Origin of the sequence: Mesobacillus campisalis, assembly GCF_000986785.1 — a bacterium.
GTDB lineage: Bacteria > Bacillota > Bacilli > Bacillales > Cytobacillaceae > Mesobacillus_B > Mesobacillus_B campisalis.
In genome coordinates this window covers 14,541-27,495 of sequence record NZ_LAYY01000028.1, presented here as the reverse complement: position 1 = coordinate 27,495, position 12,955 = coordinate 14,541, and the positions used below count along the sequence as shown (strand labels likewise).

General features: G+C 50.0%; 10 protein-coding genes. All 10 read right to left on the bottom strand.

The window, feature by feature from the left end:
* Positions 1-5 precede the first annotated feature (5 nt).
* Positions 6-1,163 (bottom strand): thiolase family protein, encoded by a 1,158-nt coding sequence (locus tag WQ57_RS18780; protein WP_046525304.1) that lies wholly within the window; start codon positions 1,161-1,163, stop codon positions 6-8.
* A gap of 39 nt (positions 1,164-1,202) precedes the next feature.
* Positions 1,203-2,348 (bottom strand): acyl-CoA dehydrogenase family protein, encoded by a 1,146-nt coding sequence (locus tag WQ57_RS18775; RefSeq protein WP_046525303.1) that lies wholly within the window; start codon positions 2,346-2,348, stop codon positions 1,203-1,205.
* 35 nt (positions 2,349-2,383) lie between these two features.
* The gene (locus WQ57_RS18770) at positions 2,384-3,907 is read right to left on the bottom strand and encodes a long-chain-fatty-acid--CoA ligase (RefSeq protein WP_046525302.1); all 1,524 of its coding nucleotides are present in this window, start codon (positions 3,905-3,907) and stop codon (positions 2,384-2,386) included.
* A gap of 153 nt (positions 3,908-4,060) precedes the next feature.
* Positions 4,061-5,815, bottom strand: a complete 1,755-nt coding sequence (locus WQ57_RS18765) for a sigma-54-dependent Fis family transcriptional regulator (protein WP_052948822.1) — start codon at positions 5,813-5,815, stop codon at positions 4,061-4,063.
* A gap of 135 nt (positions 5,816-5,950) precedes the next feature.
* Positions 5,951-6,718, bottom strand: coding sequence for a 3-hydroxyacyl-CoA dehydrogenase (locus WQ57_RS18760; protein ID WP_046525301.1), 768 nt, complete (start codon positions 6,716-6,718; stop codon positions 5,951-5,953).
* Between the two features lie 143 nt (positions 6,719-6,861).
* Entirely contained in the window at positions 6,862-7,779 is a 918-nt protein-coding gene (locus WQ57_RS18755) for a DMT family transporter (RefSeq protein ID WP_046525300.1), read from the bottom strand.
* Positions 7,780-7,906: 127 nt separating this feature from the next.
* On the bottom strand, positions 7,907-8,524 hold the full coding sequence (locus tag WQ57_RS18750) for a precorrin-2 dehydrogenase/sirohydrochlorin ferrochelatase family protein (protein WP_046525299.1): 618 nt from the start codon (positions 8,522-8,524) through the stop codon (positions 7,907-7,909).
* A 4-nt stretch (positions 8,525-8,528) separates the two neighbouring features.
* Entirely contained in the window at positions 8,529-9,995 is a 1,467-nt protein-coding gene (gene cobA, locus WQ57_RS18745) for a uroporphyrinogen-III C-methyltransferase (protein ID WP_046525298.1), read from the bottom strand.
* Between the two features lie 71 nt (positions 9,996-10,066).
* Positions 10,067-10,375 (bottom strand): nitrite reductase (NAD(P)H) small subunit, encoded by a 309-nt coding sequence (locus WQ57_RS18740; protein ID WP_046525297.1) that lies wholly within the window; start codon positions 10,373-10,375, stop codon positions 10,067-10,069.
* 20 nt (positions 10,376-10,395) lie between these two features.
* The gene (gene nirB / locus WQ57_RS18735; protein ID WP_046525296.1) at positions 10,396-12,834 is read right to left on the bottom strand and encodes a nitrite reductase large subunit NirB; all 2,439 of its coding nucleotides are present in this window, start codon (positions 12,832-12,834) and stop codon (positions 10,396-10,398) included.
* Positions 12,835-12,955 lie beyond the last annotated feature (121 nt).

Below are 12,955 nucleotides of genomic sequence, written 5' to 3'. Positions count from 1 at the left end.
CTTCGCTATTCCGTAATCCTCTCAATAATCGTGGCGTTCGCCATCCCATGTCCCTCGCACATCGTCTGCAGGCCATACCGTCCGCTTCTGCGTTCGAGCTCGTGAATCATGGAGACCATCAGCTTGGCTCCGCTTGCTCCCAGCGGATGGCCGAGGGCGATCGCTCCGCCATTCGGATTCAGTTTCTCCGGCTCTGCACCTGTCTCCTTCAGCCAGGCCAATGGCACAGGGGCAAATGCTTCGTTTACTTCAAATACATCAATATCATCAATCGTAAGCCCTGCCTTTTGCAGCGCTTTTTCAGTCGCCGGTATCGGGCCTGTCAGCATCATGGTCGGATCGGAGCCGACAACCACCCTTGTATGGACGCGGAAACGCGGCTTAAACCCAAGCTCCTCTGCCTTTTCACGGGACATCAGCAGCAGTGCTGCCGCCCCGTCGCTTATTTGGCTCGCATTGCCGGCATGGATGACGCCATCTTCCTTGAAGACCGTTTTCAAGCCGGACAGCACTTCAGCTGTTGTTCCTTCCCTTGGTCCGGAATCCTCCTTAATGACGACTGTTTCGCCGTTTTCAAGTTTCACCTTCAAGGGCATGATTTCCCTGTCAAAATAGCCTTCAGCCTGCGCTTTCAGGGCACGGCGATGGCTTTCGGCCGAATATTCATCCAGTTCACGGCGGGATAATCCATAAGCCTCTGCAATCCTTTCGGCAGAAAGCCCCTGATGGATCATTTCATATTTTTCCCGGAGCTCTTTGCTGAATGGCTTGGCATCTCCATAGTTGGAGCCCATCGGCACCCGAGACATGCTTTCGACACCGCCGGCAATGACAATATCCATATCGCCTGCCAGGATGGCCTGGGCAGCGAAATGGACAGCCTGCTGGCTTGAGCCGCACTGTCGGTCCACCGTCGTCCCCGGCACTTCGATCGGGAACCCGGCGGTCAGGGCGGCGACTCTTGCAATGTCGCCGGCTTGTTCTCCGGCCTGGGAAACACATCCAAGGATGACATCATCAACAAGGCCTGCATCCAATCCTGCCCTGCTCACCAATTCTTTTAATACTTCCGCTGCGAGGACATCAGGACGGATGTCCTTTAACACTCCATTTCTTCGTCCGACTGGAGTCCTTACACCTTCAACAATGACCACTTCACGCATGTTTTCATCATCCTTTCCATTTAACAGCAAGCTGCGTTTTTATAATCCAAGGTTTTTGGCTATGATGGTTTTCATGATTTCATTTGTTCCAGCATAGATGCTGGCGACTGGAATGTCGCGGAATCTTCTTGCAATCTCGTATTCTTCCATATAGCCATAGCCGCCGTGCAGCTGCATGCATTCGGCTGCAATCCTCTTTGCCGTGTCAGTAAGCTTCCACTTTGCCATGGAAACCTTAGTGACCACATCCCTGCCTTCAATATGTTCCGCTATCAGCTGGTCCAGGAAGGCCCTGCCCATTTCAATATCTGTAGCCATTTCAGCCAGTTTAAACTGCGTGTTCTGAAATTGGGCAACAGGCCTCCCGAACGCTTCCCGCGTCTTAACGTATTCCATCGTCTGCTTGAACATCACCTCGGCAGCGGTCTGGGCGGCAATCGCTACCAGAAGGCGTTCCTGCTGAAGCTTTTCCATCAGATAGAGGAACCCTTTTCCTTCCTCGCCAATCAGGTTTTCCTTTGGAACAAGGCAATCCTCGAAAATCAGCTCTGCTGTATCCTGTGAATGAAGGCCGACTTTATTCAGTTTTCTTCCCCTTGAAAAGCCTGGAGCATCCCGTTCAACGACCAGCAGGCTGACCCCCTTGTGCTTGGGAACGGCTTTTGGGTTGGTTTTGCAGGCCACCAGTACCAAGTCTGATTGAATCCCGTTGGTGATGAATGTTTTTTGGCCGTTCAGGATATAGTGGTCTCCATCAAGAATCGCCGTTGTTTGAATGTTCGCCAGGTCCGATCCTGTACCCGGCTCCGTCATCGCAATCGCCGTAATCATTTCCCCAGTCGTACAGCGGGGCAGCCAGCGTTTTTTTTGCTCAGCTGTTCCGTAGGAATTAATGTATGGAACGACAATGTCGTTATGAAGGCCCACTCCAACCAGGCTGGATCCGACGCGCTCAAGCTCTTCATTGATGACAACGGCGTAGCCCCAGTCGACATTGCTTCCGCCGTACTCTTCATCCAGGTCAGGGCAAAGATAGCCCTGCTCGCCCATCTTCTTCCAAAATGAGCGCGGAATCATCCGTTCCTCTTCCCACTTTTCATAGTAGGGGTATGCTTCCTTCTCCAAAAACTTCCGCAGTGACTTGCGGAACATCTCATGTTCATCTGTTAAATATGGATGCTTCATCTTCTTCTCCCCTTCCGCAACCGCTTACAAAATTCCTATGCCTGTATTTCTTTCAGGGCTTGGCGCAACTGAAATTTCAATATTTTTCCCGAACCATTCCGGGGCAGTTCCTTTTCAATGAAAATTCTTCGGGGAACTTTATAGCCTGCCAGTTTTTGGCGGCAGAAGGCCTTGATTTCCTGCGGGTCGGGCTCTGCTCCAGGCTTGGGGACAATGACGGCGCATACTGCCTCTCCCCAAACTTCGTCAGGCAGTCCGACGATGGCTGCTTCAAGGATGGAAGGATGCTCATAAAGGACCTCCTCCACTTCAATGGAGTAAACATTCTCGCCTCCGGAAATGATCATGTCCTTCTTCCTGTCCACAAGGGTGATGAAGCCCTCAGAATCCACTGTTGCCAGGTCTCCTGTGTGCAGCCAGCCATTTTTAATGGCTTTGGATGTTTCTTCAGGTTTTTTATAATACTCCTTCATGATGGTTTCACCCCGAAGGATAAATTCCCCTACCGCTCCAGGCCTCACCTCGATGCCTTCCTCGTTGACCACTTTCGCCTCGGTCATGAAAATCGGCTTTCCACCCTTGCCCAAATGTGTTTTATGATCTTCCGGCTCAAGCATGACTCCGCCCGGGCCCGCCTCAGTCAGGCCGCATAAGTTGAAAAATTGGTCTGTCCCAAACAGCTCCATACTTTTCCTGACCAGCTCCGGAGCCATCGGGGCGGCGCCATAGCCGCATCTTTTGATTGAAGACAGATCATATTCCGAAGTATTGGGGACTTGGAGGAGGAAATTATACATGGCCGGAACGCCAAAGAAATTCGTTATTTTATGCTTCTCAATCGCCTCAAGGGCCGATACCGGATGGAAATCGCGCTGGATAATATGGGTGGCGCCCAGCAAAACGCCAGAAACCAAAAATAAATTCAACTGGGCCGAATGAAATAAAGGCGCAATATGCAGGAAGGTTTCCCGCGGCCTCAGTCCCATGCCGATTGTTGCAGCGAGCGCTACCTTAAAGATCCGTTCATGGTCGAAAAGCGCTCCCTTCGGCTTCCCTGTCGTTCCGGAGGTATACAGTATCTCAAGGTCATCGGCCAAAGAAACATCAATTGGCGGATTCTCCTTGTTGTCAATCAGTACATCTGTATAGGCATGATGTCCAAGTACCCCGGGGGAACCAATGGTGATGACATGCCTGACTGTCGTCCCTTCCCTGGCAGCAGCGACGGTCTGCTCAAATTCACTATCGCAAATGACAAGGGTGCTGTCGGATTGCTTAAGGATATAATGAACCTCGGGGGAAGTGAGCCTGAAATTGACAGGGACCACCACCGCGCCAATCTTCGCTGCAGCAAAGAATGAAAAGGCAAAGTGATCGGAGTTTTTCATCATCAGAGCAATTTTTTCGCCCTTTCTGATCCCCTGGCCGAACAAGCCATGGGCGAGCCTGTTGGATTCCTCATTGAACTGCTCGTATGTATATCTCCGCCCCTCGCACTCAATGGCCAGAATCTTGGGAAATTTCCTGGCATTATGGGCCAGCATCGATCCAATATCCATCTTCCAATCCTCCTTTGTAAAAGTCGCTGCATACAATTCATGCAATAGTTGTGCCAACCTTGGAAATCCATTGCTGACGGAGGTTGAAGGAGGGTGCAGCAAAAACGGCACCCCGAACTGTCCAAATTCCGGACACTTATATGACAGGTGTATTTAGACATTCAGCTCGTATTTCTTTAATTTTTCATAAAGCCCCGAACGGCTGATTCCAAGAATTCTCGCGGCTTTGGCTTTATTGCCCTGCGTTTGGGAAAGCGCCCGCAGGATTGCCACATGTTCTGCCTCCTCCACTGTGCTGATGCTCCCCTTGGCAGGAAAAGAGGGAATTTCCCCCAGCAGATAATCCGGCAAGTCTTCCAGCAGGATTTTCCCGTGCTCTGCAAAGGTCATCGCCCTCTCCATCACATTCCGCAGCTCGCGGACATTGCCCGGCCAGCTGTAGCCTAGCAAGGCTTCGTGTGCCTCATGTTCAATTCCTGTGATGCTTGTCCCTAGAAGCATGTTTAATTCTTTAATCAGCACACCCAGCAAAAAGCCGGTATCAGGGACCCTTTCCCTGAGCGGCGGGATATTCAGGGAAATCACATTCAGCCGGTAGTACAGGTCCTCACGAAACTGTCCCTGCCTTACCATCTCTTCCAGGTTTTGATTGGTGGCTGCGATGATCCGGACATCCACCTTGATTTTGGAAGTCCCGCCAACCCGGTAAAATTCCCTTTCCTGCAGGACCCTCAGGAGCTTCGCCTGAAGAGTCAACGACATATCGCCAATTTCATCCAGAAACAGCGTGCCGCCATTAGCCAGGTCGAATTTTCCGATTTTCCCACGCTGCCTGGCTCCTGTGAACGAACCTTCCTCGTAGCCGAAGAATTCCGATTCCAGCAAGTCCTCCGGAATCGCAGCACAGTTCACAACGACAAATTTTCCATTCCTGCGGGCGCTGCTATTATGGATGGCATGTGCAAACAGTTCTTTGCCGGTGCCGCTTTCGCCGCGGATAAGAATAGTGGACCTTCCTCTTGCTGCCTTGGCCGCGCTTTTTTTCAGCTTCTCCATCTGCGGATCAATGGTGAAAATATGCTCCCACGTATACCGGGCAGATTCTGTCTTTTCAAGCTGCTGGTGATAAAACTTCGCTTTGCTCTCCGCCTTTTGCCATTTCCTGAACAGCTCATTCACTTCATTGAGCTGCCTGAAGGTAATTTTTCCTAGAGCACCAACCAATTGGCCGTCTTCCATAATCGGAATTCGGTGAACAAGATATTTTATGCCATTGCTTTCCTTGAAATCACTTATTTCCGCCAGTTCTGTTTGATACACTTTCGAAAGCTTTATCTGGGGCAAAACTTCATCCACTTTCCTGTGAAGCACATCTTCTTTCTTCAGGCCAAAAAAATCAAGCAAGGAGGGATTTGCCATCTGGATGAGCTGATGCTGATCCGCCATTAGAATGCCGTCATAAGCATGTTCAAGAGCCGTTTCGAGTGTGGCCTGCAATTTTTTTACCGTTTCCAGCTCTTTAAGGGCATCTGCTGTTCGCAAAAGCGCCATAACCATATCAGTCTTGGTAAATAGCCCGGCCACCTTCCCTTCCTTATTGAGTACAACCCCTGTGCCCACATCGCTTTTGCCGACGAGCTGCTCAATTTTTTCATACGGGGTATCAATGGAAACTGCTTTTGCATCTTTTTTTATGTAATCCTTAATCGGTGTGTGAAGCGGTTTTTCTTCCAAAAGCATGCCGTAAAGTCCGCTGCGGGTAAAAACGCCTTTCAAACAGCCTTCCTCATCCGTCACAGGAAGCAGGTTCCACTTTTTCTCCTTCAGCATTCCAATCGCCTGTTTTAAAGTCGTTTCCTCCGTCACCTTAAAATCCATCAGCGTAACCATATCCTTAAACTGTATCAACGATAAACGCCTCCTCCGATTGAGCTGATGCACTAATACCGCTTCTATTGTAACGGAAAAGCCAAATTATTTTTAGTAATTTCTGAAAATTTATCCGCAAAAAAGAAGACCCCGAGGGATCTTCCATGCTTGCTGTTATTTGGGCTGCATCCGGATGCCGCCGTCGAGCCGGATGGTTTCCCCGTTCAGCATCGGGTTTTCAATGATGCTTGTTGCCAGCTGGGCGTATTCTTCCGGGAAACCAAGGCGCGGCGGAAATGGTACCATCTTGCCAAGGGCCGTTCTTGCATCCTCCGGCAATGTATCAAACATCGGTGTATGGAAAAGGCCCGGGGCGATGGTCATTACCCTGATGCCATGCGCCGCCAGTTCGCGGGCGATTGGAAGCGTCATGCCGACGATGCCGCCTTTTGAGGCACTGTAGGCAGCCTGGCCAATCTGCCCCTCAAATGCGGCAACAGAAGCCGTGTTGATGATTACGCCCCTTTCCCCTTTATCATTCTCTTTATTTTGCATCATTTGCTGTGCTGCCAGGCGAATGACATTAAAGGTTCCAATCAGGTTGATTGAAATCACTTTTGTAAAAAGGGCAAGGTCATGCGCCCCTTTTTTGCTGACAACCTTGCTGGCGGCTCCAATTCCTGCGCAATTTACCGCCGCATTGACGGAACCGAAAGCAGACGCTGCCTTGCTGATTGCATCTTCCGCCGCTTCTTCACTTGTGACATCGCATTTGATGAATATTACATTTTCGCCCAGCTGCCGGCACAGCGCCATCGCACTTTCCTCAGCCAGATCGAGGATTGCCGCTTTTCCGCCGCTTTTGGCAATCCTTCTTACCGTTGCTTCACCAAGTCCTGAAGCCCCGCCGGTTATAATTGCTTTTACATCAGCCATTTTCACCCGTGATTCCCCCTTTTCAGTGCTCAACCTCACAGGAAGCAAGTTTCATGCCAAGGGAGAAGTTTTATTGAAGCGGCCTTTAACGGGGAAATGATGTCCGATAAATGGACGGTCTCTTCCTTAATGTCCGGTTATCGGACAGGTCATGCGGCCTGTTTACGAATCCGTCTTTTGAGCATCAGTTCTTCAAGGGCTCCGGAACCGAGGATGACCCCGCCAATGATAAAAACCATTCCTGACAAATGGGCAAATGTTATTGTTTCGCCCAGAAATAGGGCCGCTCCAATCAGGGAAAAAAACGTGCTCAAATTAAGGAAAATCGACGTTTCCGCTGGGCCTACCATTCCAACGGCATAATTGTAGAGCATATGCCCCGCTGCTGTTGCAATGACCGCGGAGCCTGCAAACAGCAGCCATAAAAGGGTGCTTCCACCGCCGAGGGTGCTCAGCCCTTCCGGTTCCTGCCAAAACCCGATCAGCATGGACACAGCCGACCCGAAGATCAGCATATAGCCGGTTAAAAGCCGCGGATCCATGCTCTTTGCCGCTTTTGAGATAATAATGAAGCTGCCAGCCTGTGCCAGGATCGAGATAAAGATATAGAAATCACCCAGATTCATCCCGCTTAATCCTTTTCCGCCTCCCAGTACAGTAAGGGTGATGCCGATGCCTCCAAGGATAAACCCCATCCCTTTTACAATCGTCATCCTTTTGCCCACAAACGGAATCGCCAGCAATGCCGTAAGCAGCGGGCCCATTCCCAAAATCAAACCGCTGTTCACTGCCGAAGTCCGCGCCAGGCCGATGCTGAGAAATAAATGATGGCAGGTAACATTCAGCAGGCCGCCAAAAAAGATAAACACATACTCTTCTTTTGCAGGTTTCCTGATTTTTTTCATCATGCCGAGAAGGATAAAAACTACTATTCCGGCAGTAAAGACTCTTAGCGAATTAATCGTCATCGGAGGAAAATGCTCCACAATCATTTTGACAGCAGAAACATTCATCCCCCAAATCATCATGACAACCGTAAGAATGACGTAGATTTTAAGGTTATTCAAAACAATACCTTCTTTCCTGATTTAAGGCACAACTCCATTATAGTACGGTAAACGAAATATTATTAGCCCTTTGTTTTGGGAAGGAGTAAATAAAACTAAAAAAAGAGAAGCAGCCATACTGCTTCCCTCATCTTTTCTTGATTTCCTTCAACAGTACCCGGAACCTGTCTTCCCGGTCGTCCTTTTTCCAAAAATCTTCCTCGGAAATCATCGCTAGCAGTTTGCTTCTTTCTCCCGGGTCCTCGAGCTCGGCAAGGATGGACTTCCGGCAGCGATGAAGAAAACCCACTGCTCCCTGATAGCTTTCATCATACTTCTGCTCAAGGTCCCGGCGAATTTTCCGGGCAAGAGTGGGGCTTGCCCCGGAAGTGGAGATGGCGATGGTCAATTTGCCTCTTTTAACATTTGACGGAATATGAAAATCGGAAGCATCCGGGGCGTCAGCAATGTTCACCAACTGGCCGTCCTTTGCAGCTGTTTTCACCTGGAGGTTGATTTCCCGCGAATTTGTGGCCGCAAACACCAGAAAGGCATTCATAAGATCCTCAGGCGAAAAAGTCTTTTGCACCCATGTTATTTGCCCTTCGTTGAGAAAGTGCTGCAGTTCAGGGGCAAGCGCCGGGCTGACCACGGTGATTTTGGCCCCTTCCTCAAGCAGGCCAGCCGCTTTCCTTGCGGCTACCTTCCCGCCGCCAATAATCACAGCGGAGCGCCCCTTCACATCAAGGAAAATCGGGTATGGCATGTCTTCACCTTCCAAACCATTTTTTCGATTGAGCCAAACTCGCCGCAAGGGATTCCTTATCGGCTTTATCCGATAATACATCTGCTTCATAGCCTTGCTCTCTCAAGGCAGACTGGGTTTTCACGCCAAGGCATGCCAGCTCTGCTTTCTCCAAAAGGTCCCGGAAACCGATAGAACCCGTATCTTCTTCCAATAATACTTTTACAGAGGCTGCTGACGGAAAAACGACGGTATTAATTTCGGCCTCCTCCAGCATTCTTTCAAGGATGCACGTGAACTGTCCATCGATTTCCTTTATGCTTGTTTCATAAAAGTCGCCATTCGGATATTCCTGCCGGACAGAGCGGTCGCCGACTACCAGCAAGCTAGAGTCTTCCCCTGTTTCTGCACCAAGTTTTTCAGCACTTTCTGCGAGAAGGCCTCTATCGGCCAAAGCTCTTACCGATTTGCTGGATCCGCCATACAATTTTGCCTTAAGCTGCCGGATATCCACAGATCGTTGAATCATGTCTTCAAAAAAGTCTGCTACGCTTTCAGGGGAGGTAAACAATACCTTTTCGTAGCTTGACAGATTATTTACTATCATCTCGTCCGGTCTTACTTTTATTCTCGTCCACCTAGGGAACTCAATGACATCTGCACCCTGGCTGCTCAGCTCCCTTGCAAGATCGCTCTCGTTAGTCCCTGTCCTGACAAGCAGGACCTGCCGTCCGAACAGCGGCTTTTTCTCGAACCAGTCCAGTTTTTTGCGAAGAGAAACAATGTCGCCGACCAGCGTGATGGCCGGGTTGGCAAACTTCACGTCCTTAGCCTGCTGGGCAATCGTCGCCAAGGTTCCTTCAAGGGTCTGCTGCCTTCCGAAAGTGCCCCAGCGAATAAGAATCACGGGAGTGGCCGCCGGTTTCCCATGCAGAATCAAGTTTTCACATATAAAAGGCAGATTGGCGATTCCCATGTAAAAGGCAATCGTATCAATTCCTTTTGCAAGGCTTTCCCATTGCAGATCCGGCTGGCCGTTTACCGATTTATCATGTGCGGTCACCATGGCAAAGCTCTCGCCAAACTCCCGGTGGGTAGCAGGGATCCCTGCATAAAGCGGGGCCGCCATGCCGGAAGTGATGCCCGGTACGATATCATAGGAAATTCCATGTTCACTGAGAGCCTGTGCTTCTTCGCCCACCCGGCCAAAGACGCCTGGATCGCCCCCTTTTAATCGCACCACCACTTTCCCTTCCAGCGCTTTTTCAACCAAAAGGCTGTTGATTGCTTCCTGGCGGAGAAAATGGCGGTCGGGAAGCTTGCCGCAATAAACCAGTTCGCAGCGGGCAGGAGCCTGCTCAAGAAGCCGCGGGTTGGCAAGCCTGTCATATAAAATTACGTCCGCCGACTTAACGGCTTCCATCCCTTTCACGGTAATCAGCCCAGCATCACCTGGCCCAGCGCCTACCAAAAACACATGTCCTTTGTTCATCGCCCTTTCATCCTTCCAGTTTTGCTATTTTAAAAAGAGAGAACATCTTGTTCTCTCTTTTGGCATTTTTCTTATTTTACGATAAAAACCTGTTCCCCGTCTCTCTCTACCTGAAAGATTTTTGCCTGGCCTTCATCAGGAGACTGAACTTTCCCATCAAGAAGGGAGATTTTCCAGTCGTAAACAGGACAGTAAACATAATGCCCGCTGACCAGACCTTCTCCAAGTGTTCCTCCTTTTGGATGCGGGCTCCTGTTTTCAACTGCAGCCAATGCCCCTGTCGACAGGCGGAAAAGGGCGACTTCTTCCCCCTTCACCCCAAACACCTGCCCGGTTCTTTCTGGAAGCAGATCATAATCGGTTAGATAATATCTTGCCATTTGCCTTCCCCCTCTTTTCCTTATACAAGCACAGGTGCTTCTGTACCCTTTTGTTTTTGATAGTACTTGTTCTGCACTTCTTTCTTTTCAATTGCCTCATTCCAAGGCTCGATGTACCTTTCAAGCGTTTTGTCCAGCCGTTCGTTCAAAGCTTTTCTTGTGCTTTCATCCGCAAGCACTTCCTTGACATGATCCAGGCCGACCCGCTCGATCCATTTGGAGGTCCGCTCCAGGTAATGAGCTGTTTCCCGGTAATATTGCATGAATGCACCGATCAGCTTGATAACCTCTTCTTTTGTTTTCACCGTTTGCAGCAGGTCTCCGGCGCGGAGGTCCGTGCCGCCGTTGCCGCCAACATAGATTTCCCAGCCGCCGTCGATCCCGACGATGCCGAAATCCTTGATGCCGGCTTCTGCACAGTTGCGCGGGCAGGCTGAAACGCCCATCTTCACTTTATGCGGGGTATCCAGGCGTTCAAATTTTTTCTCAAGTTCAATGCCGAGTCCCATGCTGTCCTGTGTGCCGAAGCGGCAGTGCTTGGCACCGACGCATGTTTTCACAGTGCGAAGGGTTTTACCATAAGCGTACCCGGACGGCATGCCAAGGTCTTCCCACATCGCCGGCAGGTCTTCCTTATTGACCCCGAATAGGCCAATCCGCTGTCCGCCAGTCAGCTTAACGAGAGGCACATTGTATTTCTCCGCGACCTCCGCGATCTTTTTCAAGTCTTCCGCTGTTGTCACGCCGCCATACATCCTTGGAACCACTGAGTATTTGCCATCCTTTTGGATATTGGCATGCATTTTTTCATTCACAAGGCGGGAGTCGCGGTCATCGATATATTGCTCCTGCAGGATCATTCCGAGGTAGTAGTTCAGCGCAGGACGGCACTTCGAGCAGCCTTCCTCCTGCTTCCACCCAAGAACGTTCATGACTTCCCTGACGGAAGTGAGTCCCTTTTCCTTTATTTCCGCTACCACTTCATCACGGCTGTAGCCGGTACATCCGCAAAGGGCATCTTTCTTTGCCGCTGTGTCATATTTATCGCCAAGAGTGTGGGCAAGAATGTCGGAAATCAACGATTTGCACCGGCCGCAGGAGCGTCCGGCATTGGTGCACCCGCCAACTTCATCGACTGTGGTCAGTTCCTTTGTCCGGATGGCTTCCACAATCGTCCCTTTTGTAACCCCATTGCATCCGCAGACGATTTCCTCGTCATCCATTGCCGCTGCATTTGATTCGGAGGCGCCGCCCCCGCAGCATCCCGATTCCAGGATGGAAACACTGGTCATGCCGCTGACATCCTCTTTTTTCAGCAGCATCCGGAACAGCCTTGAACTGTCCTTCGTATCCCCGTAAAGCACAATTCCTGCAACCCTGTTGTCACGAATGACAATTTTTTTATAAACTCCGTCAAACTCATTGTGGACAGTGATGGCTTTCGTTTCGTTGTCTTCGTCAATTTCACCGGCGGAAAACAGGTCGACTCCGGAAACCTTCAGTCCCGTTCCGACAATGGAGCCTTCATATGGCTTCGCTTCCGAACCGCAAAGGCTTGCCGCCAGCACTTTACCCTGTTCATACAAAGGTGCGACCAAACCATACACAATTTCCCTGTGCTCGGCGCATTCGCCCACGGCATAAACGTGGGGGACGCTCGTGTGCATGAAATCGTCGACAACAATCCCGCGGTTGACATAGATTCCGCTTTCCTTGGCGAGGCCTGTGTTTGGCCTGATTCCAACTGCCATGACGACAAGGTCTGTTTGTATTTCCGTGCCATCTGTAAAACGAAGCCCTGTTACCCGCTCTTCGCCAAGAATTTCAGCACTTTGTTTTTCCATCAAAAACTTCATGCCCTGGGATTCAAGTTCCCGCTTAAGCATTTTGGAAGCAGCAGCATCAAGCTGTCTTTCCATCAGATGAGGCATAAGGTGGATGACCTCCACCTCCATGCCGAGGTTCAATAACCCACGCGCGGCTTCAAGGCCCAGGAGTCCGCCGCCGATGACAGCTGCTTTTTTATACAGCCTCGCTGTCTCGATCATATCGTCGCAATCCTTGATATCGCGGAATCCAGTGACCCCCTTTTTGTCGGCGCCTGGCACTGGCAGGATGAAGGAGCTGGAGCCTGTGGCAATGATCAGCTCATCATAGCGGACCTCCCTGCCTTTATTGGAAAGAACCACTTTACTTGCACTATCTATTTTTACGATAGCCTCTCCGGCAAATAACTCAATATTGTTTTCCCTATACCATTCCCAGCTGTTCATAATAATGTCATCTACTTTGGTATCACCCTGCAGGACAGTGGAGAGCTGGATCCTATTATAATTTGGGTGGGGTTCATCCCCAAAAATCGTGATTTGAAATGCATCGGGATTTATTTTTAAAATTTCCTCTATAGTCCTGACACCGGCCATTCCATTTCCAATCATTACTAATTGTCTTTTTTCCATTATGGGTGCCTCCATTAGTCTCTTTTGTTAAAACTCTTGTTACCGTTTCAAAGTTGTTTTGTATACTTAAATTGTAATGGGAGGAAGAGGGTTTTTTACTACGAGAATTTGACAATATCCA

What these genes read in the sequence shown, in the direction of transcription:
- nirB (WP_046525296.1), bottom strand. Translation starts at nt 12,834, where the DNA reads ATGGAAAAAAGACAATTAGTAATGATTGGAAATGGAATGGCCGGTGTC.
- WQ57_RS18775 (WP_046525303.1), bottom strand. Translation starts at nt 2,348, where the DNA reads ATGAAGCATCCATATTTAACAGATGAACATGAGATGTTCCGCAAGTCA.
- WQ57_RS18780 (WP_046525304.1), bottom strand. Translation starts at nt 1,163, where the DNA reads ATGCGTGAAGTGGTCATTGTTGAAGGTGTAAGGACTCCAGTCGGACGA.
- WQ57_RS18740 (WP_046525297.1), bottom strand. Translation starts at nt 10,375, where the DNA reads ATGGCAAGATATTATCTAACCGATTATGATCTGCTTCCAGAAAGAACC.
- WQ57_RS18750 (WP_046525299.1), bottom strand. Translation starts at nt 8,524, where the DNA reads ATGCCATACCCGATTTTCCTTGATGTGAAGGGGCGCTCCGCTGTGATT.
- cobA (WP_046525298.1), bottom strand. Translation starts at nt 9,995, where the DNA reads ATGAACAAAGGACATGTGTTTTTGGTAGGCGCTGGGCCAGGTGATGCT.
- WQ57_RS18770 (WP_046525302.1), bottom strand. Translation starts at nt 3,907, where the DNA reads ATGGATATTGGATCGATGCTGGCCCATAATGCCAGGAAATTTCCCAAG.